Here is a 21,579-nt window from a genome sequence, read left to right on the forward strand (position 1 = left end):
ACGAGAGAGCGGGGCAGGTCGTGGGACGGCGCAAGGGCAGCATAGGGATCGCACTCGTCACGGGTGCGATGCTGGTGGGCGCGAGTGCCTGCGGCGGGGGTGGCAGTGACAAGGCGAGCGGGGACGACGCAAAGGCGCCGGGCAAGCCGAGTGCGAGCACTTCTCCGTCACCGACGAAGCCCGCGGGCCCGCCGATGCTGCTGGAGACGATCACCCCGCAGACGGGAACCACGGTCGGCGTGGCCATGCCGATCTCGGTGGTCTTCACGAACCCGGTGGCGGCAAAGGCACGGGCCACGGTGGAGAAGCACATGAAGGTGAGCGCCTCGCAGCCGGTGGTCGGCGCCTGGCACTGGTTCGGCGACAGGCGCGCCGACTGGCGACCGAAGACGTACTGGCCCTCCGGCACGAAGGTGAAGATCGACGCTGACATGAACGGCGTCAACAACGGCAACGGACGCTACGGCGTGCGCAGCTACACGCACACCTTCGAGATCGGCGACGACGTGCGCGCGGATGTCTCGGTGGCCGGCCACACCATGAAGGTGACCCGGAACAGCAAGGTGGTGCGCACCCTGTCGATCAATGCGGGAAGCGCCCAGTATCCGACGTGGAACGGCACGATGGCCGTCATCGACAAGCAGGAGAAGGTCCACATGACCTCCTGCAGCGTTGGCATCAGCTGCGAAAAAGGCAGCCCCAACTACTACGACCTGACGCTGCCCTGGGACGTCCACCTGACCCAGTCCGGCACGTACGTGCACTACTCGACCGGCGACCCCACTCCGGGCAGCGGCAGCGCCCGCGGCTCGCACGGCTGCGTCCACCTGTCCATGTCGGACGCCAAGTGGTTCTACAGCCAGGTCAAGCAGGGCGACCCCGTCACCATCACCGGCTCGCCCCGTGCCAAGGCCCCGGCCGACAACGGCTACGCCGACTTCAACCTGGGATGGGACCAGTGGCTCGCGGGCAGCGCGTCCGGGAAGGGGACGACCGCGACGTTGTGACGCGCTGCGGTGGCGGCGCCAGTCACCACTCGATGATGTTGACCGCGAGGCCACCGTCGCACTCGCCCTTCAGGCTGATCCAAACGGCTGGCCCTCCGGCACACCCCACTCGTCCAACCGCTGGTCGAGGTCAGCGAACAGGGTACTGAACGTCCCCCACCGGCCCCTGTGACGGCCGGTGGCACGCCCGCAGGAGAGGCCGCAGACCCGATGCGATGGCTCGGTGACCGCTCCATGCCCCCTCTACGCGCGCGTGGCGGCCATCGTGGACAGCGGCCCCTTGTCCGCGGTCTGTTCACGGCCGGCAGCGGCGCTGCCGAGTTCGCCGGCGGCGCCGCGCCGGCTCACCGCTCGGATGCTGCTGGGCAGGACGCTCGGGTAACAGGGACTTGTCCAGCGGCTCGACACAGGGCAATACGCCTAGGTCTTGACCACCTCCGCGTCAAGGAAGCCAAGTCCTTGCGGGGTGGCGATGACGCCGACGTCCCGGTGCCGTTCCTGTGCTTGCGTGATCAGCTTGTCGACGTCGGCGGCGACACCGGCCGTGTCCGGTCAGGTTCCCGGCCGGAGCGGTTCGGAGTCCTCCAGCGGGGTGTCGATCTCGGCCAGGGAACGGAAGAGGGCGGCGTCCAGGGGGTAGTCCCAGCCGGCGATCTCGATCCGGCGGCCGTCGCGCCAGGCGAAGGCCGCGTGCATGACGCGCGGGTCGCCCCAGGCGAAGAACTCGGTGACGACCGGCACGCCCTCGACGATGACGGATTGCTCGGCCCGGTTGTGCAGGGCGTCGCAGGCGGGTGTGTCCGGTCTGCGGCGCAGGATCAGTGACAGTGCGGGGCGGGGCACGGATGGGAGGGCTGACGGCGACGCCGGAAGGGGGCTGTTGCCGATGACCACGCTGGGGCGTGGCTGGTGGGGCAGGACATACGCATGGGCGAGGGTGACGACGACCGACGTGCCAAGACGGTCGTCCGCAGTCCGCTGCCGGACCGCCTGGCGCACGGTCAATTTTCGTTCTCCTGGCCAGGCGTGGGGCGGAATGCCGAGCACGGGGAAGGACAGTTGCTGTTCGTGGTACAGCGGTGGTTGGGACATGGCGACACCCCTTGTGGTGGATCCGTCCCTGTCGGCGCGGCCGGGCCCCCTTTCGGGGGTCCGGCCTCTACCAGCCAACTACGAGTGAACCGTTTCGCACGGCTTGCCTGCAACTCCGGTCCATGAATTGCACAGTTGCGTATGGTTCTCAAAATATTCGGTCTCGTCGTCCCATCTCGTCGAACGGCACCGCGAACAGGTCATGCAGCACGAACGCCAGCCGCTCACTCGGTCCGAGCGACTCCAGGACGACGAGGAGCGCGAGCCCGACCGAGTCGGCGAGCACCGCGTCATCCGGTCCGTACAGCACCGCGATGCAGATCAGATTCGTGGCGGTCTTCGTGTTCTTCCTGGCCGGCGCGCTGCTCCTGGTCCGCAGGATTCCGCCGACGCAGGGCCGTACGCCGGCCACGCTGCTCGCGCTGTGGGCCTGGGGCCCGGTGGCCGGAACGCTGGCCGTGACGGTCTGCGCGCCGTGGTTGATCGCATCCCGGGGGCACGGCAGCTACCGGGTCCTGCCGCAACTGGCGGGTGTGATCGCGTCGAGCGGGCCGGTCATGGTGTTCGCGGCGCTGTTGACCGCCCTGCTCACGGTGCTCGTGGCGCGTGTCACCGCCAAGGGGTGCGGACCCGCTGCCCCGGCGGGGTGTACCGCCGCACGCCGCCCGCCTGGCCGCGAGCGCCGGGACCGCGGTGATCGCGCTGTCGCTGGTGATCCTTTCGTACGAATCGGTGGCGGCCTGGATTCAGACCTCGTTCGGCGGCGGAGGGCTGCTGTCCGAGCCCGGCGACCTGCTGCGCGAGTGGCTGCTGCTCGGCGGCTGGACGGGCCCGGCGACCACGCCGCTCGGCGACTGGCTGCTGTACCGAGCCGCCGACGTGCTCATGCTGACCGTGGTGTGGTGGGCGCTGCGGCTACTGCCGGGCCTGCTCACCCGGACCACGGTGCCGGCGATGGCGGTAGGCGCGGTCTGCGCATTTGGTCCTTGTACAGATCCAGCACGCAAAGCGATCCAGCGCTACAGGCGTCACCGACAGGCTGGGCTGTGTCGCCGGGCGAGGGGTGTAGCTTCACGGACCGCACACCGTGGTGATCACCGTGTCCGCCGACAAAAATGCCGCGAGCAGTGGCCGGAACACAGGCCTGGACGCCATTGTCGTGCGGCCCTGAGCCGACGCGCCGGGCGGGACGGCGGAAGCGGCGGCGTGGTTGGCGAGTCAGTCGGTGGGCGTGCCGGGGCCCGCCTGGCGCAGGCAGCGTTCGAGGCGTTGCAGGTATCCGTCGAAGGACTCGTCAGCGGGCCAGGTCTGGTAGGCGGTGGTGGTGGCGGCTATCGCCAGGTTCAGCTGCAGGATCGGGGTCAGCTCGTCGGAGTCGGTGGTGCGGGACGCCACCCACTGCTCCAGGTCGGTGAAGAACTGCTCACCAAAGCTCTGGGCCGACTGGGCGAAGGCGGGCGATTGCGCCTTGAGGCGGCGCTGCAGCGGCATGCGTTCCCGCAGGCTCCCGCAGAACCCTGTCATGATCGCGGTGAGGGAGTCCCAGAGCGGCTCGTCCGCGGGACGGTCGTTTATGAGGGCCTGCCAGTTGCGCCGCTCCTCGGGGTCCTGGTCGAGGACCGCCGCGTCCTTGCTGGCGAAGTAGTTGAAGAAGGTGGCGCGCGAGATGTTCGCCGCGGCCGCGATCTGCTCGACGGTCGTGGCCTCGTAGCCCTGCTCGTCGAAGAGCCGCAGCGCGGCGGACCGGATGGCGCGCCAGGTCGCCAGCTTCTTGCGCTCCCGCAGGTTCATGGTTCCTCCCATGCGCCTATCGTACGTTTCAATTCCTGGACGGATGCATTTTTGGACGCGTCTAACTTTTGGGGTTACAGTGAATTCGGCCCCCGGAGGTCAGCTCCGGAAGGTCAGCCCCAAAGGAGAAGTCATGAGCAAGGTCTGGTTCATCACCGGCACATCCCGCGGCATCGGCCGCGCGTTCGCCCAGTCCGCCCTTGAGCGCGGGGACAAGGTCGCCGCGACCGCCAGGAACGTGGCCACACTGGACGATCTGGTTACCAAGTACGGAGACGACGCGGTCCTGCCGCTGGCGCTGGACGTCACCGACAAGGCGGCCGTCGCCGCCACGGTGGCCGCCGCGCACGAGAAGTTCGGCCGCCTCGATGTCGTGGTCAACAACGCCGGCTACGGACTGTTCGGCATGGTCGAAGAAGTCACGGAACAGCAGCTGCGCGACCAGATGGAGACGAACCTCTTCGGCGCGTTCTGGGTCACCCAGGCCGTGCTGCCGATCCTGCGCGCGCAGCACAGCGGCCACATCGTGCAGGTCTCCTCCGTCGGCGGCGTCGCCGCGTTCCCGTCGCTGGGCGCGTACCACGCCTCCAAGTGGGCGCTCGAGGGTTTCAGCGAGTCCCTTGCCCATGAAGTCGCCGGCGCGGGGATCAAGGTCACCATTGTCGAGCCGGGCGGCTTCACCACCGACTGGGGTGGCTCTTCGGCCGTGCAAGCCGAGCTCAACCCCGCCTACGACCAGGTCCGCGAGGCCATCGCGGCGCGCTTCGGCGACGCCCGGTACAGCGACCCCTCCAACGCCGGCGCCGCCCTACTGCACATCGTCGACGCGGAGAACCCGCCGCTGCGGGTGCTGTTCGGCACCGAGCCCATCGAGATCATCAAGCCCCTCTACGCCGAGCGCCTCAAGACCTGGGACGACTGGGAGCACGTCTCCCGGATCGCACAAGGCTGACCGGCCACCCATGTCAGGGCGGCCTGATTGCCGGCCATGGCGCCCCGGTCCTTTGGTCTCGGGGTCGCAATATTTCCTCAAGTAACTTGGCAAAGTTACTTGAGGAGTTCTATGGTGGAGGCATGCACACGAACCCCCGGCCGCAGCAGCCCGCCGTGTCTGCTGCGACCGCACAGCGTCTCCAGGACGCGATGAAACGGCTGCGTGCACGCCTGCGCGCGGAGTCGGGGCAGAACGACACCGGTCTGACCGCCACGCAGCTCGGCGTACTGGCGAGTGTCGTACGGGAGGGCCCCGTCACCGCGGCCCGGCTCGCCTCACTGGAACATGTCAGCGCACAGGCCATCGCCCAGAGCCTGGCGGTGCTCAAGGCCGCCGGGCTCGTCCACAGTGAGCCCGACCCGCAGGACGGCCGCAAGAAGTTGATGAGCGCCGATCCATCCGCGATAGATCTGGTGGACCGGCTCCTCAATGGCCGCGCTTCGTTCCTGGCACGCGCCATCGACCAGATGGTCGCCCCGGACGGACGCCAGGACGTCGAGAAGGCCATCGAGCTGCTGGAGCGGCTCGCCGAAGCCGACCTGAGTGGCGGCAGCATATGAGTACGGTCGTGGGTCGCGATGCCTCGGCGGGCGACTTGAAGGACACGTCGTTCTCGTGGCCCTTCACCACACCGCTCTATGTCGGCTCCGCCCTCAACCCGATCAACAGCTCCATCATCGCCACCGGCCTGGTGCCCATTGCCGCCGACCTGGGTGTCTCGGTGGGGGCCACTGCCGTCCTCGTCTCCTCGTTGTACTTGGCCAGTGCCGTCGCCCAGCCCACCGCGGGCAAGCTGGCCGAGGTGGTCGGCCCGCGCCGGGTCTTCCTGTCCGGCATCCTGCTCGTGCTGCTCGGCGGCCTGGTCGGCGGCCTCGGCCAGAACCTGGCGATGCTGACCGTCGCCCGGGTCCTGATCGGCATCGGTACCTCGGCTGCCTTCCCCTGCGCCATGGTGATGATCCGGCGCCGCGCCGAACAGGCCGGCCTGGACACCCCGCCGGGCGGTGTGCTCGGCGGCCTGGCCATCGCGGGCATGGCCACCGCGGCCGTCGGCCCACCGATCGGCGGCCTCCTCGTGGGCGACGCGGGCTGGCGCTGGGCCTTCTTCATCAACATCCCGATCACCGCGATCGCACTGGCCATGGCGCTGCGCTGGCTGCCCAAGGACCCTCCGCTCGACCGCGCGGACAGCAGCTTCCGCACGATCGCCGAACGGATCGACCTGCCCGGCATCCTCGGTTTCGCCACCTCGATGACGGCGCTGGTCATCTTCCTGATGGACCTGCCCCGCCCGAAGTGGGCCGCTCTGGCCGTCTTCGTCGTGGCCGCCGCGCCCACGGTCGTGTGGGAGCTGCGCAAGACCGCGCCGTTCTTCGACTTCCGAGGCCTCGCCGCCAACGGCGCCCTCACCCGCACCTACCTACGCCAAGCCCTCACCCTGCTCGGCGTCTACACCGTGATGTACGGCATGACCCAGTGGATGGAGGCGGCGCACGGCCTGTCCACTGTGGCATCCGGCCTGTTGCTGCTCCCGATGGGCGCCGTCTCCGCACTGCTCTCGCGCCCGCTCGCCAGCCGCAACCTGGTGCGCGGACCGCTGCTCACGGCGGCCATCACGATGGTGCTGGGCTCGGGCGGCATCATGCTGCTCACTTCGCACAGCCCCGCGATCGCGATCGTCCTGGTCTCCCTGATCTTCGGCGTCACCTCGGCCGCCACCACGGTCGGCAATCAGACCGCTCTCTACCTCGCGGCGCCCCCTGACCAGATCGGCACCGCCTCCGGGCTGTTCCGGACCTTCGGATATCTCGGCACCATCACGTCCTCCGTGATCGGCAGCATCGTCTTCCGCGGCGGTGTGAGCGACCACGGCCTGCACGCCCTCGGCTTCGTACTGGTCGCGGCGGGCGTCGCCGTCCTGCTCCTGACCGTCCTGGACCGCCGGCTGATGGCCCGCAAGGCGGACCGCGAGACCGGCATCTCGAACCGCACCGACACCCCTACGCACACGAACGCTGTGAACGCAGCGATATCCCCCCGCAAGGAGAACCACGCATGACCACCCCCGCCCTCCCCGAGATCGACCCCAAGCGGACCGCCCTGCTGGCGATGGACTTCCAGAACGGCATCGTCGCGGTCGCCCCCGAGCCCGACGCGCTCGTCGAGCGGGTCCGGGGCGCGATAGCCGACGTCCGCGCAGCCGGCGGCACCATCGGCTACGTCCGCGTCGCCTTCACCGAGGACGACTGGGCGGAGATCCCGGAGACCAACAAGACCTTCAGCGCGGTCGCCGCGGCGAAGATGATGCACCACGAGGACGACGCCACTCAGATCGACGAACGGATCGCCCCCGAGGACGGCGACATCGTCGTCCGCAAGATCCGCTTCGGCTCGGTCTCCACCACCGATCTCCACCAGCAGCTGCGTGAGCGCGGCATCGACACCCTGATCCTCTCCGGCATCAGCACCGGTGGTGTCGTCCTGTCCACGCTCATCGACGCCGCCGACCGCGACTACCGCGTCTTCGTCCTGACCGACGGCGTCGCCGACCCCCACCCCGAGGTCAATCGGGTCCTGGTCAACGAGGTGTTCCCGTCCCGCGCCCACCTGATCGACACGACCCGGCTGCCCGAGCTGCTCAAGGCCGCCTGACTCGGCGAACCCTGGCTGCCGGAGTTCGCCGGACCGCAGCGCCGCCTCCTCGGGCTCGCATCGGCGCACCCCGGCCTCCGACGAGCCCACGGGGTGCCGCCGCCAGGTCCCCTGAGAGGGACTCGGCAGCATGAAGCCGTATGCCACCAGTCCCAGGGACCTCAGCCGACCGGCGCGGGCGGGCCGCTGCAGCAGTTGACCAAGTGCGTGCCGGCCGGTCGAGTCTGCCGGCCGGTCCGCGGGCCGGCCGGGCCGGCGTGTCCCGTACGCAGGAGTGATCGCCGGGCCGTCGAAACCTCGCCGCGGGCCCTGACGAAGCCGGAACAGGTCCTGCCCGCCCGGCTCCGGCACCGGCACCGGCACCGGCACCGCGTCAACGCGCTCGACCATGCCACCGTGACGCTCCCCGGCCCCGGCCCTGACGTCGCGGCCGACGTACTGACCGTGATCGCGGGCGCGTGCCGCGATCACGAGAAGCTGCGCTTCGGCCACACCACGCGCAAGGACCGGACCGGCGAGCGTAGCGTCTGCCGCGGGGCGCCTGTGTGAGGACCGGTCGAGGATTCAGCGATAGGTGAGGAGTCCGCGTTGGCCGCCGGTGAAGTGGGCGTGGTCGTTGAAGGTGAGGAGACTGGTCCCGGAGCCGCCTACGACGAGCGTGGTGACGGAGGCGTTGACAGTGACCCGGTTGAGGGCGACGACTCCGGCCGACGGCAGGGACAGCAGGGCACCGCAGAGCGTGGCGAGGACGCCGCCCGAGGTGACGACGACCGCGTCGCGGCTCCGGCCGAGTGCGGTGGACAGCTCGGTCAGCGCGGCTGTGGTGCCGTTCTCGAAGGCGGTCCATCCGGCGGGGCCGGTCTCGTCCGTGTCCTGGATCCACGTCCGTAGCGCGCGGTCGAGCAGGTCCTGTACGGCGCGGGAGTCCGCTTGGCCCTTGGGCAGCGGGTCGGTGTAGCGGGCCATGAGGGCGAGGTGGTCGTACTCGTTCCAGCGCGGATCTTCGCGCAGGGGCTCGGTGAATCCGGCGGCGTCCGCGAGGAGTTGGGCGGTGTCGCGTTGGCGGGTGAGGGTGCCGGAGACGACGTGCGGGTCGCGCAGGCCACGGCGGGCGAGTTCCCGGCCGACGGCCGTGGCCTGTTCCCGGCCGAGGTCGGACAGGACGTCGTAGTCCTGCGCGCCGAAGGACGCCTGGCCGTGACGGACGAGGGAGATGAGCGGCATGTCGATGTTCCCCTGTCAGCGTCCGGTGCGGCGGAGGGTCGAACGGCAGCGGTGGTCAAGGTAGTTGACGGCGAGCCAGAGGTGGCGGAAGGCCGGGTTGCTCGTCTGCCTGTGGTGGTAGCGGTAGTAGATCTGCTGGGCGATCACGGCGAGCCGGAACAGGCCGAAGACCTCGTAGAAGGGCCAGTTGTCGGCGGGCAGGCCCATCCGGTCGCAGTACCGTTCGACGATCTCGGCGCGGGTGAGCATTCCGGGGAGGTGGCTGGGCTGGCGCCGGGCGGCGCGGGTCATGCGGTCGTCGTCGGCCTGCACCCAATACGCGAGGGCGCTGCCGAGATCCATCAGCGGGTCGCCGAGTGTGGCCATTTCCCAGTCCAGGACACCGGTGACGTGCAGGTCCCTCTCGTCGAGGACGAAGTTGTCCAGGCGCCAGTCGTTGTGGATGACGCGGGTGGCCGCGTCCTCGGGCTGGTGGTCGGCCAGCCAGGTCGTCACGCGGCGGAAGCTGGGCGTGTTCCAGGTGCGGGCCTGTGCGTAGCGGCGGGTCCAGCCCTCCACCTGCCGGCGGACGTAGCCGGTGCCCTTGCCCAGGTCGGCGAGTCCCGCGGCGGCCGGGTCGACCCGGTGCAGGTCGGTGAGGGTGTCGACGAAGGCTTCCGACAGGGCCCGGGCCTTGGCCGGGGGCAGGGTCATGCCGTCGGGGAGGCGGCCGCGGAGGATGAGTCCGGGCACCTTGTCCATGACGTAGAAGTCGCCGCCGATGACGGACGGGTCCTGGCACAGGGCGCGGACGGTGGGGACGTACGGGAAGGCGGGCTTCAGGGCCTGCTGAACGCGGTACTCGCGGCCCATGTCGTGGGCGGAGGACGCCTTCTTACCGGCCGGCGGGCGGCGCAGGATCAGCTCCCGGCCGGTGTCCGGGTAGTGCAGCAGGTACGTCAGGTTCGACGCGCCGCCCGTGAACTGGGTGACCTCGGGCAGGCCGTCGGGGAGCCCGTCCGTGTGTTCCGTCAGCCAGGTGTGCACGCGCTCGACGTCGAAGGCGTCCTCGGTGCGGACCGCGCTCTGGTTCTTGTCGTTCATCAGCTCGCCTTGGTCACGAGTCGCAGGGGCAGGTGGCGCATGAGGAAGCCCACGGGGACCCAGGGCCAGGCCGGGACTTTCGCGTCGGCGCCCTCTCGTTCGATGGCCTTCACCATGGCCCGTACTCCCTTCTCGGCGGAGGTCATCAGAGGCGTCTTCGCCGCCCCCGTGCTGAGGTCGGTGGCGATGTAACCGGGGTGGATCGTGGTGACGGCGATCGGGGTGCGGGTCGCGGTCATCTCGGCGCGGATGCCCTCGGCGAGCGCGGACACACCGGCCTTGGTGGCCGCGTACGTGGTGAGGTTGCGCGGCAGGCCACGCATGGCGCTCATGGACGAGACGACCACGAGGTGGCCCGTCCGCTGGGTGCGGAAGATCTCCATCGCCGCCTCGCACTGGGCGAGCGCAGCGGTGAAGTTGGTCTGCGCGGTGGCGAGGTTGGCGTCGAAGCGGCCGGTGCCGATCGGCTGTCCCTTGCCGAGGCCCGCGTTGACGATCACCCGGTCCAGGTGCCCCAGGTCGGCGCGGAAGGCGTGGAAGACCTCGAAGACCTGGTCGTGGTCGTTCACGTCGAGCTCGCGCACGGTCACCGTGATGCCGGGGCGGGCGGCGAGGAGTTCCTCGCGCAGCTGATACAGGCGTTCGGTGCGGCGGGCGCACAGGGCCAGATCACGGCCGCGGGCGGCGAACGCGCGGGCCATGCCCTCGCCGAGGCCCGAACTTGCCCCGGTGATCAGGATGTTCTGCCGGACGGTCATGTCGTCGCCTCCTGTCGGTCCTGTGCGTCGAGTTTGGCGGCGGTACGCCTCCAGACCTTGGCGATCTGCGCGTCCACCAGGGAGGGAAGCACGCGCTTGAGGCGAACCGCGCGTCGGCCTTCCGGATGGGTGAGGACCAGGAAACGTCCCCCGGCAACCCCGTCGACGACCTGTTCGGCGACCTGATCTGCGGTCAGCTTGCCGCCCTGGATCATGCGGTCGGCGAGCTCGGCGAGCACAGGGTCCGGACTGCGCAGTCCCGCACCGAGGTTGGTGCGGACGAAGCCCGGGCAGACCACCGTGGTGCGGATGCCGTAGGGGGCGAGCTCCTGGCGCAGGGTCTGGGAGAGGGAGATGACGGCGGCCTTGGAGACGTTGTACGAGGCCATGCCGGGCAGGTTCAACAGCCCCGCCAGGGAGGCGATGTTGACGACGTGGCCGCTGCCCTGTTGTTTGAAGAGCGGGACGAAGGCGCGGCAGCCGTTGACGGTGCCCTTGAGGTTGATGTCGAGGATCCAGTCCCAGTCGTCGGGCTGGAGGCGTTCGATCCGCCCGGCCGCTGCGACTCCGGCGTTGTTCACCAGCAGGTCGAGGCCGCCCCACGTGGTCTCGCACCACTGGCGGGCCCGCTGCCAGTCGCCCAGCACGCGCACGTCCAGCCGGAGGAAGGAGACGTCGCCGTCCGGGAGTTCGTCCGGCTCGTGCAGGTCCGCGATCAGGACGCGGTGCCCGGCAGCGGCGTACCGCTCGACCAGAGCCCGGCCGAGGCCGGAGGCACCGCCGGTGATCAGGATGCGCTTGCTCATGCCGTCTCCCGGGTGCGGTGGCGGCCGAGTTCGGCGCGGGCCACGACGCCGAGGTGCACCTCGTCGGGGCCGTCGGCAAGGCGCAGGGAGCGGGCGGCGGCCATGGCGGCGGCGAGCGGGAAGTCGTCGGACAGGCCGGCGCCGCCGTGAAGCTGGATCGCCATGTCGATCACCTCACAGGCCATCGTCGGCACGGCCGCCTTCACCTGCGACAACTCGCTGATCGCGGCTGCGGCTCCGAGGGTGTCCAACAGCCATGCGGCGTGCAGGACCTGAAGTCTGGCCTGGTTGATCGCGATACGGGCCTTCGCGATGCGCTCGCGGTTGCCGCCCAGGTTGGCGATCGGCTTGCCGAAGGCGGTACGGGACAGCGCGCGCCGGCAGGCCAGTTCGAGGGCGTGCTCGGCGAGCCCGATCAGCCGCATGCAGTGGTGGATGCGGCCGGGGCCGAGCCGGCCCTGCGCGATGTCGAAGCCGCGGCCGGGCCCGGCGATGACCGCGTCGAGCGGTAGCCGGACGTCGGTGAAGGAGACCTCGCCGTGGCCGTAGGGCTCGTCGAGGTAGCCGTACACAGGGAGCATCCGCTCGATGCGCACGCCGGGGGTGTCGAGGGGGACCAGCACCATGGAGTGGCGGGCGTGGCGGGGCGCCTCCGGATCGGTCAGTCCCATGAAGATCACGAACCGGCAGTCGGGATGCCCGATCCCGGTGCTCCACCACTTTCGTCCGTTGACAACGACCGCATCCCCGTCGACGACGGCGGTGGCGGCCATGTTCGCGGCGTCTGAGGAGGCCACCTCGGGCTCGGTCATGCAGAACGCCGAGCGGATCTCGCCGCGCAGCAGCGGCTCCATCCAGCGGCGGCGCTGTTCGTCGCTGCCGTAGTGGAGGAGGACCTCGGCGTTGCCGGTGTCGGGGGCGTTGCAGTTGAAGATCTCGGGGGCGATGAGTGAGCGACCCATGAGTTCGGCGAGCGGCGCGTACTCGACGTTGGTCAGGCCGGCGCCGTGTGTGGTGTCGGGCAGGAACAGGTTCCACAGGCCCGCGGCCCGCGCCTTCGCCTTCAGTTCGCCGATCACCGGCGGGACGGCCGCCCAGCGGTCCTCCTGGGCGTGGAGCGCGGCGAGGTACTCCCGCTCGCGCGGCAGGATCTCCGATTCCAGGAAGACGCCGACGCGTTCGACGTACTCGCGCGCCCGGGGCGAGTGGGCAAAGTCCATGTGCTTCCCATCCTTATCGAGCAATGCTCAGTAATTGAGGCAGACGACGGACGCCTGTCGGGCAACGGCCGGCAGACGCTCAGTGATCCGTGGCGGCGAACTGCTCCATGACCCGCTCCAGGCTGCCCACGAGCAGCTCGACCAGGTCGGCCGTGGTGACCACCTCGTCGGTGGCGTCGACGGCCATCTCCTCGGCCATGGCCAGCCAGCCACGCACCGCCAGCCGCAGCAGCGGCGTCGGGTCGTTCACGCCCGCCGCCTCCAGGACACGGTCGACCAGCGTGTGACGGATGTCCTCGAAGACCTCCAGGACCAGCTCGTCGCCGCCCGCGCCGGCCCGCACGAGCGCCACGTAATTGTTCTTCCGGCGCTGCACGAACGACACGAAGCCGTCGACGATCCCCCGCATCCGCTCCGTCGCGGTGCCCTCCTCCGGGGCCTTGGCGTGCAGCAGCAGCCGGCGTCCGGCTGCCCGCACGACTTCGACGTAGTAGTCCCGCTTGGTCGGGAAGTAATGGAAGAGCAGGCCACGGGAGATCCCCGCCTCGGCGGCCACCTCGTCGATCGGCATCTCATGGATGGGACGGGTCACCAGCAGGCGCAGGCCGATGTTGATCAGCTGTGTCCGGCGTTCCTCGGGCTTCAGTCGCACGCGGGTCGGTGCGGACTTGGCGGTCATGGCGCGACCCTAACTTGTTGAGCGATGCTCGACAAGACTGTTGAGCACTACTCAGCAGGAGCCTATGCTCTGCTGCCACCCGCAGGCGGAGCCGCCTCCGAGCGTGAAGGAGTTGCACGTGCCCACTGTCGACGTCAACGGAGCATCGATCTCCTACACCGACACCGGGACACCCCCCGGAAAGCCCGACGCACCTGCCGTCGTCTTCGGCCACGGACTGCTCTTCAGCGGCTGGATGTTCCATCCGCAGGTCGAGGCGCTCCGCCGGCACTACCGGTGCGTGACCCTGGACTGGCGGGGCCAGGGCGACACACCGGCTACGCACTCCGGCTACGACATGGACACCCTCACCGCCGACGCCGTCGCCCTGATCGGACGGCTCGACCTCGGGCCCGTCCACTATGTGGGCCTCTCCATGGGCGGCTTCGTCGGCCAGCGCATCGCGGCCCGCCACGGCGACCTGCTCCGCTCGCTCACGCTGCTCGACACGAGCGCGGACGACGAGGACCCCGCCAAGCTCGGCGAGTACCGGCTCCTGGCCAACGTCTACCGGCTGACCGGGGTCCGCCCGGTCCTGGGGAAGGTGAAGACCATGATGTTCGGCCCCGCCTTCCTCGCCTCCCCGACGAGCGAGACCATCATCGACGAGTGGGTACGACGCCTGCGGCGCTGCGACCGAGCAGGCATACGCAAGGCCGTGTTCGGCGTCGCCGACCGGCCCCCCGTCCACGATGAGCTCGGCCGCGTCTCGGTACCCACCCTGGTCGCTGTCGGCGCCGACGACGTCGCCACACCGCGCGCAAAGGCGGAGCGCATCGCGGCCGCCATTTCCGGGGCCCGCCTGGAGGTGGTACAGGGGTCGGGACACAGCAGCACCCTCGAACAGCCCACCGCCCTGACCACACTGATCCGCGACTTCCTGGCCTCGGTCGACGACCACACCTGAGCGCATCCGCCACACCGGTGGCATGCCTACGCCCTGTGTCCGCACTTCGCACCGGGCGCCAACTCACTGCGCGCCATGTTCACCGATCCGCAGATGCGCCGCCTCTACCGCGACTGGGACACCCTCACCGCCCAGGCCGTCGGCTACCTGTGCTCCAGCCCGGCATGCCGTCGCAGTTGCCCGCACTCGCGGCAGATCCGCGGCGGCTGCTTGCTCTGCCGGGGACGGGAGCAATGGCCGCACCAACCGGTGTCCTTCCGCAGACAACCCGGCTTGCCGCAGTGCGAACACGACTGCTGGGCAGCCCGTTGGCCGGCCTTGCGTCGGCAGTCGCGGCACAGACCGTTCTGCGGTGACCGGATGGGGTGGCCGCACTGTTCGCAGACGCGCGAGCAGGTGATGCACCGGCCCATGTCCTGCTGCAGGACACGGTCGCGGCCGCAGCCGGGACAAGAGGCCTTGGCGGCGGAACGGTCAAGGTGGCACCTGGAAAACCGGAGTACCACCGCGGGAATCAACGAGGACCTCGGGAGCGGGATAGGGCCAGGTGGCAGCGGCAGCTCTTGTGAGGGAACAAGTGCCCGCCCCAGATGACTGGACCAAGACCTTCACCGACCCGCGGCTCTGCGCGGCGATCGTGGACCGGCTCGCCTTCGGCGGCAACCTGATCCGGACCGGCACCGAGTCCTGCCGCCTCGCCCGCACCAGGGCGATCAGGAGCAGCGGAACGAAACAGAGTGCAAGTTGAAGGGCACCGCCTCCGGTTTCTGGGAGGTGTCCTTCATCGAGTGGCGGCGCGGCCAACCGGAGTGTTTCACTCTCCCGCATGTCATCGACTCTCGGCACATCCCGCCCCAACCAGGCTGCCTACATGCTGCGAACTGCCGCCAGCGCCGCCGGCCGCAGCTACAAACAGGAGTTACTGGAACTGCTGGACATCCACTCAGGGCAGACCGCGCTGGATCTGGGATGCGGCCCTGGCACTGACCTGCCCTCGCTGGCGGAACGCGTCGGCGTGAACGGCACCGTGATCGGCGTGGACCGCGACCCGGCGATGCTCGCCGAGGCCCGCCGACGCACGAGCGGCATGCCAACGGTGGATATCCGCGAAGGAGACGCCCATGCCCTCCCCGTCGAGCCCGGCACAGTGGACCGGGCCAAGATCGACCGTGTCCTCATGCACGTTGCCGAGCCCACCGATGTGCTGGCACAACTCCACCAGGCCACCCGGCCGGGGGCGCGAATCGGTCTTGCCGAGCCGGACTGGGACACCCTGATCGTTGATGGGGAGGACCTTGACACAAGCCGTGCCTTCACGCGCTACACCACATCAGAAGTGGTCCGTCACGCCACCATCGGCCGCAGCCTCGCCCGTCACGCCGAGCAGGCAGGCTTCACCATCGAGACGGTAACCGCCACGACCCCGGTCTTCCTCGACTTCCAGGACGCGGACCACACCCTGGGACTGGGCCGCAACATGCAACAAGCCATCCAGGAGGGTCACATCGATGAAGCACGCGGCCGCCAGTGGTTCGCCTCGCTCTCCGAAGGCCCCTTCTTCGCTTCCATCACCCTCGTCAGCGTGATCTGCTCCCGCTGACAACAGCCGTGGACCGGTGCGGCGCCGCGCCGGTCCACGTTGCAGACCCGGCAGGCCGGTGGTCCCCACTACAGCCGCCTCCCGGGCCCACCTCACGACGCCTGATCTTCACCAACCATCCCCGAAGTGGGGCCGGCCGGAGTCGCCTCGGTGGGGCCGCGGAACCGTCGCCCCAGCCAGCTGAGGTGATGCAGTCGCATTTCGACGATGGCTGCCACGGCCCCGGCGAGAGCGTGCGAATGCTGCACCGAAGACGACGCCGGCAGCACCATGTCCGAGCCGACTGCCTCCCGCCGCAAGCATCGCCGACCTGGTGGCCGCCCCTTGTGCTCCCCCGTCATCCAAACGCTCACGGGCGGGTGCGGAGCGTCCCCGTAGCGGGTCTCGGGCGCAGCCCAACGGGTGCGCCACATCGGCTTCTCGTGGCCGTCGGTGTCCTTCACCTTCCGCTGGCAGAAGCGCAGGTAGTTGTCGAACTTCCCGGCGATGATCGCGGCGATGATTGTGGCGTCCTCGGTGCAGTTGTCGGCCTCGATGAACAGCAGCGGCACCCCGGCCTCCGGGGCGATCAGGACAAGGTCGGCCCGCGTGCTGCCGATGCCGGGGTTCTTCCAGGTGCCGGTCGCCGGGAGCGCCACCTCGGTGGCGTACGAGGTGATGGTGCCGATCCCGTCCGGAGCGTCCACCGCGGCCTGGGCGACGGCGACCGCTTCGGCCGGCTCACCGGCCACCGGGTCCAGGCCGGGCTTCGGCCGGATCAGCGCGACTGGTGACCATTACGCCCAGCAGCAGGCCGAGAGTGTCGACCACGATGTGCCGCTTGCACCCGTTGATCAGCTTCCAGCCGCCGAACCCGCGGCTGTCGGCGCCGACGACAGCATCCGCCTTGACCGACCGCGAGTCGATCACCCCGGCCGTCGGCTCCTCATCCTGCCCGAGCACCCTGCGCCGGCAGCCGTCAGCCGGCGCCGCCGGCGCCGCCGCGGCCGCCCATGCCGCCGCTCTCACAGCCCAGACCGAGGCAGATCCCGCCGATGCCGCCGTTGCCGCCGCGGCCGCCGTCGCCGGTGCCCACCGCGGCCCCGCCCGTCCCGCCGGTGCCGCCGTTGGCACTGCCGCCGCAGATCCCTGCGCAGATCCCGCCCTTGCCGCCGATGCCGCCCTCGCGGCCCGGCGCGCCGGTCGTGCCGGTGCCGCCGTTGGCGCTGCCGTTGCACAGCCCGGCGCAGATCCCGCCCTTGCTGCCGCTGCTCCCGTTGACGGTCCCGTTGCAGTTGCCCGCACACACCCGGTCGCCGATCCGCACGCTGCCGTCGCCCACCTTGACGTTGACGGTGCCGAACGACCCGCTGCCGAACCGGCCGCCGCCGCCCGGCTGGGCGCTGCCGACGGGAAGCTGTCGGGCGGCGGCCACCGCGGTCGTATGGTCTTGCGGCACCGGCGCCGCCATCGCGGCCGGCGCCAGCACGCCGGCCGCGACACCGGCGGTCAGGGCGGTCGAGACCGTGAGACCGAGACGGACCTTCCAAGAACGCATACGCATGACATTCCTCTTTCCAAAGAATTATTTTCCGTACCGCAGTTTCCGCTGTATCGAATAAACCCGGTCAAGGGTCCCGTAAACCCGGTCAAGGGTCCCGCCGTCACGGCCCGAGAATCCGGGGCTTGACAGGAACGCCCCGGCCTGCGCCGGGCCGGGGCGTCCGAGGAGGCTCCTCAGGAGCCGAAGAGGGAATTCAAACCCATCAGCGCGGCCCAGTCCCCGTCGCGGAACTGCTTGTCCCAGGTGTCGATCTCCTTCTCCGAGATCTTGTACTTCTTGGCGACGTCGGCCTTCTTCGCCTGCCCGAACTCCACGGTCAGCACGATCCGTATCTTGTCCACGCCCGTGAGGTCCGGCCTGGGCTTGTCGGGCAGGTCACCGAACGTGAAGCAGCCGAGCCGGCCGGGCTTGCCGGGCTCTCCCGGCTGACCGGGCGCACCGCCCTTGCCGCCTTCCCCGCCCTTCCCGCCTTCCCCTCCGTGGCCGCAGTGGGACGAGTCGGCCGGGGCCATCTGGCTGGTGCCTGTGGTGACACCCGGCGCCGCCTGGGCGGCGCACGCGGTGCCGGTGGCGAGGGCCACCGAGGCCACCGCCAGGACGAGCGGACGCTGCCAGCGAGTTCTGGACATGGGGATTCTCCGTTTTCCCTGAGCAAGGTTGTGGTCCTGCGGGCGCTGCGCCGGCCGTCCGGCTCCGCGCGCTGGTCAATGAGGGTTTGGGGGTGGGGGTTTGGGGGGGTGGGGGGCGAAGGCCGCGCGGGCCTCCGCCCCCCGGGTCGGAACGGTCAGAAGATGCTGCCGCCGCCGGCACCACCGCCGCCGCCCAGGCCGCCGAAGAGGACACCGAACCCGCCCGCACCGCCCTTGCCGCCGTCGCCGCCCTGGAAGACACCGAAGCCGCCGTTGCCGCCCCTGCCTCCGTTGCCGCCCTTGAGGATGCCGTCGCCGCCGGTGCCACCGCCGCCGCCGCTGCCGCCGAACAGGCCGGTGCCGCCGTTGCCGCCCCTGCCTCCGTCGCCGCCGACGACACCGTCGCCGCCACCACCACCGCCGCCGCCCCCGCCGCCGGACAGGATGCCGTTGCCGCCCCTGCCTCCATTGCCTCCGTCACCGCCGGTGCCCAGGACGCTGCCGCCACCGGAGCCCCCGGAGCCCCCGCCGCCGCCGATGAGGCCACCGCCTCCGGCGCCTCCGTCACCGCCGGCGCCGCCGCCGTGGACGAAGCTCACAACATGCGCGGCGGGCATCGGGGCGGCCATCGCGGCGGACGCCGGAAGAACGATGCCCCCGGTGATCACCGCGGCCGAGGCGGCGAGTGTCGCGAGGCGGAAACCCCGGCGCTTGGGACGGACGTCACTGTGGGTGTGAAAAATACGGGTCATGGGTTTTCTCCTACCGATACAGGGGGCTCTTCTACCTGCCCCGGGAATTCGGGACGACGGCCGGCGGACCGTTTTTACCGGGACCGCCACACCGGGACAACTCGCGGTTTCGGTGAAAGAGAGAACCCTCTACGAGGATTTCCGTCCCACCGTCCTGCCTCATTTCTTTTCCGGATTTCCTTTCCGGTGAGGCCCGCACTTCAAGTAGGCCCCACGGGCACCGCACGGTCACGTTCCGAGGAGTCGTGACTTGACCAAGCGGAATAAATCGGGTAAAGCGCGTAAAAAGGGCGCCACGCGGTGGTCCTGGGACACCGTGCGGCGCATCCGCGCCGCCTCTCAACAGCCCCCGTTTCACCGGACTTCACGGGCCTCTTGGGCTCGGGCATCGCTGCCGGGCACCGGGCGGCGACCGGCGCTGCCAGGACCCCGCCGGGCCGGGCGGCTGCTCTTGCTGCTGCCGTTGGTCTTGCTGCTGCTGTTGATCCGGTGCGGGGGTCAGTGGGTAGTGACAGCGGCGTCTGCAAGGTGCGCGCGGAGTGCTTCGCCGGCGGCTCGCACGCGCTCGGCCGTCCAGCCGGATCCGGTCAGTGCGAGCCGGGCCACCTCGTGGCGCATGCCGTCCACGGCGGTGACGTGCACGGTCATGGGACGTACGTCGGCTCCGAAGCTGATGCGGCCGATTGGCGGTGGGGTCATCTCCTGCGCCCGTGTCCATCGGACCGGCACTCGCTCCTCGCGGGCGCCTTCCGGCCTGGGGCAGGCGTGGAATATGGCGTTCAGCAACTGGGAACTGCGGGTGCACTCCCCCGGGCAGTGCAGCAGTACGACCCGGCAGCGGGCCACCCTGAACGCGGGCCGGGTGAAGGAGGAGCGGGCGCGGGTGGTGACGGCGCAGCCCCGGGCGGGAACTCGTGCCGTGCGCTCCGACCAGAAGCCCTGACCGTGCTCATCCCAGTACGGGCTGGCGAGGTCCCATGCGTAGACGCCTGCGGCATGCTCCCAGGTCCAGGGCTCCCCGTTCCGGTAGTCCCAGTCTTCCGGGCCAGCCGTGAGCCACAGGCGGTAGCCGGCGGGTGCAGTGAACATCGTGTTGGGCGCGAAGACCGGTTCGACACGTACAAGGACCTGCGGGGCGTTCACCGGTACGACGGTGCATTGGTCGCGCAGCGCCGCCTCACCGGGCACTCGTCGCACCGACCGCGGCGGATGCAGAGACCACCCGCCGCCCGCCGCCGCTCCAGCCGGGACCGACCGTGCCGGGCGAGACTGCGTGCTGCCGACTCCGGCTCGAAATGGCGGCCCTCCAGATCGCAAAGCCGACCGCAGAGGGGCGCCCCGACGCAGCAAATTGGGCTTCCGAGCGGCAGAGCAGACGCGTCGCTCGACAGGATATGCCGGTCGACGATATATATAGGCGCCATGAATGACCGACCGCTTCAGGAGCCGACGCTGCTTCTGCTCACCGCCCTGGCCGACGAGCCCAGGCATGGTTACGGACTGATCCAGGAGATCGACGCGATCTCCCAGGGCCGCGTGCGGATGCGCACCGGCACCCTCTACGGCGCGCTGGACCGGCTGCTCCAGCAGGGCCTGATCCGGGTCGAGCGCGAGGAGGTCGTCGACGGCCGGGCCCGCAAGGTCTACGCCCTCGCCGAGGCCGGCCGCTCCGTGCTGGCCGCCGAGACGGAGCGGCTGCGCGCCGTCGTCGCCGAGGCGGAGCGCCGGTTGGCCACCCGCCGTGCTCCCGTCACCCGGCCCAAGGGGGCCCTGGCATGACGGAGCAGCACCCGTCGCGCGCCCTCCGCTGGGCGCTGCGCTTCCACCCGGCCGCCTACCGCGCCGAGCACGGAGCCGAGCTGACCGCGATCTACGCTGAGGCCACGCAGGACGCCGGCTCGCTCGTTCGGCTGCGTGAGGCGCTCGACGTCGCCGGGCACGGCCTGCGGCAGCGCACCGGACTTGGCTCCGACCGGGCTGCCGGTCAGGTCCTGGCGCTGGCGGCCCCGCTGGCTGTCGCCGTCGCGACGGGTGGCAGCGTGGCGAACCTGTTGTGGCTCGTGACCCCCGGCGTCCGGACCCTGCCCTCGTCCTCGCTCCCGGGTGTGCTCGTCGTCGCCGACCAGGGCCTCGTGCCGCTGCTCTGGCTGGCGGCACTTGCGGCTGTCTGGACCGGGCGCTGGAATGTGGTCCGGGCGCTGGTCGTGCCGGCGACCGTGCTGCGGCTGGCCGACCTCCCCCTGCTCCTGCTCGCCCACCTCGACTTCCACGGCGACTACACGGGCCCCGTGCTGAAGCTGATCATGCCGCTGCTCACCAGCGCCGTCATCGTCGCCGCGCCCAGGGAGCTGCTCGGCTCCTCCCGGCCGCAACGTGTCGCGGTCGCGGTCACCACCGCCCTGGCCGTCCTGATGTGGGGGGCGCAGCTCGTCAACATCTACTACCCGCCGCTGGGCCCCCGCACTACCCACATGATCTGGGCCGGCGTCCTCGCGGTCGCCCTGCTCTTCAATAGGCGTGACCGGTTGGCCGCCGCGGGCCTGGCGGTGGCCGTGCTCCCCAGTGCGCTGCAGGTCACGCTGCCACTACACCCGTTCTCCCCCGCGGGTGCGTTCGCCCTGCTCCTGGTGCTGCTCAGCGGGGCGGTGCCCCTCCTCCGTGCGCGTCGGCGCCGCGCCCAGATAACTCCGCCGAGTGGGGCGTAGCGGGGTCCGGTGCCCGGTCGGCGGCCCGGATCGGGCCGGGACCTGTGCCGGGTCTTCTCGACGCAACCTGGGCCGGTGGCGAGGAGAAGGGCACCGGC

General features: G+C 70.3%; 24 protein-coding genes and 4 pseudogenes. 13 read left to right on the top strand and 15 right to left on the bottom strand.

All coding sequences use genetic code 11. The features are described from left to right. The first annotated feature begins 20 nt into the window (after positions 1 to 20). Positions 21 to 1,007, top strand: a complete 987-nt coding sequence (locus OG747_RS50390) for an Ig-like domain-containing protein (RefSeq protein WP_405886344.1) — start codon at positions 21 to 23, stop codon at positions 1,005 to 1,007. Positions 1,008 to 1,559: 552 nt separating this feature from the next. Here OG747_RS50390 and OG747_RS50395 read toward each other — a convergent pair. Then, positions 1,560 to 2,099 carry a hypothetical protein gene (locus tag OG747_RS50395; RefSeq protein WP_331743844.1) on the bottom strand — a complete coding sequence of 180 codons (540 nt, stop codon included), beginning with the start codon at positions 2,097 to 2,099 and terminating at the stop codon, positions 1,560 to 1,562. A gap of 166 nt (positions 2,100 to 2,265) precedes the next feature. Further along, positions 2,266 to 2,394: pseudogene (locus OG747_RS50400) on the bottom strand (RNA polymerase subunit sigma-70); the annotation flags it as partial. 7 nt (positions 2,395 to 2,401) lie between these two features. On the opposite strand from OG747_RS50400, the pseudogene OG747_RS50405 reads away from it, so the two are divergent. After that, a pseudogene (locus OG747_RS50405) lies at positions 2,402 to 3,077 on the top strand (hypothetical protein); the annotation flags it as partial. A 240-nt stretch (positions 3,078 to 3,317) separates the two neighbouring features. Here OG747_RS50405 and OG747_RS50410 read toward each other — a convergent pair. Beyond that, the gene (locus OG747_RS50410) at positions 3,318 to 3,902 is read right to left on the bottom strand and encodes a TetR/AcrR family transcriptional regulator (RefSeq protein WP_405886346.1); all 585 of its coding nucleotides are present in this window, start codon (positions 3,900 to 3,902) and stop codon (positions 3,318 to 3,320) included. 121 nt (positions 3,903 to 4,023) lie between these two features. Here OG747_RS50410 and OG747_RS50415 point away from each other — a divergent pair, with 121 nt between their 5' ends. The 5 genes and pseudogenes from OG747_RS50415 to OG747_RS50435 all read left to right on the top strand — a co-directional run. After that, complete coding sequence (locus tag OG747_RS50415) at positions 4,024 to 4,842, top strand: SDR family oxidoreductase (protein WP_331743838.1); 819 nt, start codon at positions 4,024 to 4,026, stop codon at positions 4,840 to 4,842. 122 nt (positions 4,843 to 4,964) lie between these two features. Further along, the gene (locus OG747_RS50420; protein WP_331743835.1) at positions 4,965 to 5,444 is read left to right on the top strand and encodes a MarR family transcriptional regulator; all 480 of its coding nucleotides are present in this window, start codon (positions 4,965 to 4,967) and stop codon (positions 5,442 to 5,444) included. Continuing rightward, the gene (locus OG747_RS50425; RefSeq protein ID WP_331743831.1) at positions 5,441 to 6,943 is read left to right on the top strand and encodes an MFS transporter; all 1,503 of its coding nucleotides are present in this window, start codon (positions 5,441 to 5,443) and stop codon (positions 6,941 to 6,943) included. Before OG747_RS50420 ends, OG747_RS50425 begins: the two co-directional genes overlap by 4 nt. Further along, entirely contained in the window at positions 6,940 to 7,536 is a 597-nt protein-coding gene (locus tag OG747_RS50430; RefSeq protein ID WP_331743829.1) for a cysteine hydrolase, read from the top strand. The genes OG747_RS50425 and OG747_RS50430 overlap by 4 nt, the downstream gene beginning before the upstream one ends. Positions 7,537 to 7,827: 291 nt before the next feature. Then, positions 7,828 to 8,064: pseudogene (locus OG747_RS50435) on the top strand (DNA-binding transcriptional regulator); the annotation flags it as partial. Positions 8,065 to 8,100: 36 nt separating this feature from the next. On the opposite strand, the gene OG747_RS50440 reads toward OG747_RS50435, so the two are convergent. The 6 genes from OG747_RS50440 to OG747_RS50465 form a co-directional block, all read right to left on the bottom strand. Next, a complete protein-coding gene (locus tag OG747_RS50440; protein ID WP_331743826.1) occupies positions 8,101 to 8,760 on the bottom strand; it encodes a histidine phosphatase family protein in 660 nt (219 codons plus the stop codon). 15 nt (positions 8,761 to 8,775) lie between these two features. Further along, positions 8,776 to 9,843 (bottom strand): phosphotransferase family protein, encoded by a 1,068-nt coding sequence (locus tag OG747_RS50445; protein ID WP_331765135.1) that lies wholly within the window; start codon positions 9,841 to 9,843, stop codon positions 8,776 to 8,778. Then, entirely contained in the window at positions 9,843 to 10,601 is a 759-nt protein-coding gene (locus OG747_RS50450; RefSeq protein WP_331743820.1) for an SDR family oxidoreductase, read from the bottom strand. The genes OG747_RS50445 and OG747_RS50450 overlap by 1 nt, the downstream gene beginning before the upstream one ends. After that, complete coding sequence (locus OG747_RS50455) at positions 10,598 to 11,407, bottom strand: SDR family NAD(P)-dependent oxidoreductase (protein ID WP_331765137.1); 810 nt, start codon at positions 11,405 to 11,407, stop codon at positions 10,598 to 10,600. Before OG747_RS50455 ends, OG747_RS50450 begins: the two co-directional genes overlap by 4 nt. Next, entirely contained in the window at positions 11,404 to 12,627 is a 1,224-nt protein-coding gene (locus tag OG747_RS50460; protein ID WP_331743814.1) for an acyl-CoA dehydrogenase family protein, read from the bottom strand. Before OG747_RS50460 ends, OG747_RS50455 begins: the two co-directional genes overlap by 4 nt. Before the next feature lie 79 nt (positions 12,628 to 12,706). Continuing rightward, a complete protein-coding gene (locus tag OG747_RS50465) occupies positions 12,707 to 13,306 on the bottom strand; it encodes a TetR/AcrR family transcriptional regulator (RefSeq protein ID WP_331743811.1) in 600 nt (199 codons plus the stop codon). Positions 13,307 to 13,424: 118 nt separating this feature from the next. Between OG747_RS50465 and OG747_RS50470 the strand changes: the two genes are divergently transcribed. The 4 genes and pseudogenes from OG747_RS50470 (at position 13,425) to OG747_RS50485 (ending at position 15,852) form a co-directional block, all read left to right on the top strand. Next, positions 13,425 to 14,252, top strand: a complete 828-nt coding sequence (locus OG747_RS50470) for an alpha/beta hydrolase (RefSeq protein WP_331743808.1) — start codon at positions 13,425 to 13,427, stop codon at positions 14,250 to 14,252. A gap of 93 nt (positions 14,253 to 14,345) precedes the next feature. After that, a complete protein-coding gene (locus OG747_RS50475) occupies positions 14,346 to 14,846 on the top strand; it encodes a hypothetical protein (protein ID WP_331765401.1) in 501 nt (166 codons plus the stop codon). Position 14,847: 1 nt separating this feature from the next. Continuing rightward, positions 14,848 to 15,000 (top strand): annotated as a pseudogene (locus OG747_RS50480) (AAA family ATPase); the annotation flags it as partial. Positions 15,001 to 15,078: 78 nt separating this feature from the next. After that, positions 15,079 to 15,852, top strand: coding sequence for a methyltransferase domain-containing protein (locus OG747_RS50485; RefSeq protein WP_405886349.1), 774 nt, complete (start codon positions 15,079 to 15,081; stop codon positions 15,850 to 15,852). Between the two features lie 92 nt (positions 15,853 to 15,944). Here the strand turns inward: OG747_RS50485 and OG747_RS50490 are convergent, their stop codons facing one another. The 6 genes from OG747_RS50490 to OG747_RS50515 form a co-directional block, all read right to left on the bottom strand. Beyond that, entirely contained in the window at positions 15,945 to 16,583 is a 639-nt protein-coding gene (locus tag OG747_RS50490; protein WP_331743797.1) for a hypothetical protein, read from the bottom strand. Then, complete coding sequence (locus OG747_RS50495; RefSeq protein WP_405886351.1) at positions 16,573 to 16,761, bottom strand: transposase; 189 nt, start codon at positions 16,759 to 16,761, stop codon at positions 16,573 to 16,575. Before OG747_RS50495 ends, OG747_RS50490 begins: the two co-directional genes overlap by 11 nt. Before the next feature lie 49 nt (positions 16,762 to 16,810). Then, positions 16,811 to 17,395, bottom strand: coding sequence for a hypothetical protein (locus tag OG747_RS50500; RefSeq protein WP_331743794.1), 585 nt, complete (start codon positions 17,393 to 17,395; stop codon positions 16,811 to 16,813). A 173-nt stretch (positions 17,396 to 17,568) separates the two neighbouring features. Beyond that, a complete protein-coding gene (locus OG747_RS50505; protein WP_331743791.1) occupies positions 17,569 to 18,024 on the bottom strand; it encodes a hypothetical protein in 456 nt (151 codons plus the stop codon). A 155-nt stretch (positions 18,025 to 18,179) separates the two neighbouring features. After that, positions 18,180 to 18,776, bottom strand: coding sequence for a hypothetical protein (locus OG747_RS50510; protein ID WP_331765140.1), 597 nt, complete (start codon positions 18,774 to 18,776; stop codon positions 18,180 to 18,182). Between the two features lie 498 nt (positions 18,777 to 19,274). Beyond that, the gene (locus tag OG747_RS50515; RefSeq protein ID WP_405886354.1) at positions 19,275 to 19,919 is read right to left on the bottom strand and encodes a hypothetical protein; all 645 of its coding nucleotides are present in this window, start codon (positions 19,917 to 19,919) and stop codon (positions 19,275 to 19,277) included. A 279-nt stretch (positions 19,920 to 20,198) separates the two neighbouring features. On the opposite strand from OG747_RS50515, the gene OG747_RS50520 reads away from it, so the two are divergent. Together OG747_RS50520 and OG747_RS50525 are read left to right on the top strand one after the other, a co-directional pair. Then, on the top strand, positions 20,199 to 20,555 hold the full coding sequence (locus tag OG747_RS50520) for a PadR family transcriptional regulator (protein WP_331743783.1): 357 nt from the start codon (positions 20,199 to 20,201) through the stop codon (positions 20,553 to 20,555). Next, positions 20,552 to 21,481 (top strand): hypothetical protein, encoded by a 930-nt coding sequence (locus OG747_RS50525; protein ID WP_331743780.1) that lies wholly within the window; start codon positions 20,552 to 20,554, stop codon positions 21,479 to 21,481. The genes OG747_RS50520 and OG747_RS50525 overlap by 4 nt, the downstream gene beginning before the upstream one ends. Positions 21,482 to 21,579: the final 98 nt, after the last annotated feature.

Origin of the sequence: Streptomyces sp. NBC_01384, from assembly GCF_045040035.1 — a bacterium.
Lineage (GTDB): Bacteria > Actinomycetota > Actinomycetes > Streptomycetales > Streptomycetaceae > Streptomyces.

Excerpts from the sequence above, each read along its gene's own strand:
- OG747_RS50395 (WP_331743844.1), bottom strand. The coding sequence starts at position 2,099 with ATGTCCCAACCACCGCTGTACCACGAACAGCAACTGTCCTTCCCCGTG.
- OG747_RS50410 (WP_405886346.1), bottom strand. The coding sequence starts at position 3,902 with ATGGGAGGAACCATGAACCTGCGGGAGCGCAAGAAGCTGGCGACCTGG.
- OG747_RS50415 (WP_331743838.1), top strand. The coding sequence starts at position 4,024 with ATGAGCAAGGTCTGGTTCATCACCGGCACATCCCGCGGCATCGGCCGC.
- OG747_RS50420 (WP_331743835.1), top strand. The coding sequence starts at position 4,965 with ATGCACACGAACCCCCGGCCGCAGCAGCCCGCCGTGTCTGCTGCGACC.
- OG747_RS50425 (WP_331743831.1), top strand. The coding sequence starts at position 5,441 with ATGAGTACGGTCGTGGGTCGCGATGCCTCGGCGGGCGACTTGAAGGAC.
- OG747_RS50430 (WP_331743829.1), top strand. The coding sequence starts at position 6,940 with ATGACCACCCCCGCCCTCCCCGAGATCGACCCCAAGCGGACCGCCCTG.
- OG747_RS50440 (WP_331743826.1), bottom strand. The coding sequence starts at position 8,760 with ATGCCGCTCATCTCCCTCGTCCGTCACGGCCAGGCGTCCTTCGGCGCG.
- OG747_RS50445 (WP_331765135.1), bottom strand. The coding sequence starts at position 9,843 with ATGAACGACAAGAACCAGAGCGCGGTCCGCACCGAGGACGCCTTCGAC.
- OG747_RS50450 (WP_331743820.1), bottom strand. The coding sequence starts at position 10,601 with ATGACCGTCCGGCAGAACATCCTGATCACCGGGGCAAGTTCGGGCCTC.
- OG747_RS50455 (WP_331765137.1), bottom strand. The coding sequence starts at position 11,407 with ATGAGCAAGCGCATCCTGATCACCGGCGGTGCCTCCGGCCTCGGCCGG.
- OG747_RS50460 (WP_331743814.1), bottom strand. The coding sequence starts at position 12,627 with ATGGACTTTGCCCACTCGCCCCGGGCGCGCGAGTACGTCGAACGCGTC.
- OG747_RS50465 (WP_331743811.1), bottom strand. The coding sequence starts at position 13,306 with ATGACCGCCAAGTCCGCACCGACCCGCGTGCGACTGAAGCCCGAGGAA.
- OG747_RS50475 (WP_331765401.1), top strand. The coding sequence starts at position 14,346 with ATGCGCCGCCTCTACCGCGACTGGGACACCCTCACCGCCCAGGCCGTC.
- OG747_RS50485 (WP_405886349.1), top strand. The coding sequence starts at position 15,079 with ATGTCATCGACTCTCGGCACATCCCGCCCCAACCAGGCTGCCTACATG.
- OG747_RS50500 (WP_331743794.1), bottom strand. The coding sequence starts at position 17,395 with ATGCGTATGCGTTCTTGGAAGGTCCGTCTCGGTCTCACGGTCTCGACC.
- OG747_RS50505 (WP_331743791.1), bottom strand. The coding sequence starts at position 18,024 with ATGTCCAGAACTCGCTGGCAGCGTCCGCTCGTCCTGGCGGTGGCCTCG.
- OG747_RS50510 (WP_331765140.1), bottom strand. The coding sequence starts at position 18,776 with ATGACCCGTATTTTTCACACCCACAGTGACGTCCGTCCCAAGCGCCGG.
- OG747_RS50520 (WP_331743783.1), top strand. The coding sequence starts at position 20,199 with ATGAATGACCGACCGCTTCAGGAGCCGACGCTGCTTCTGCTCACCGCC.
- OG747_RS50525 (WP_331743780.1), top strand. The coding sequence starts at position 20,552 with ATGACGGAGCAGCACCCGTCGCGCGCCCTCCGCTGGGCGCTGCGCTTC.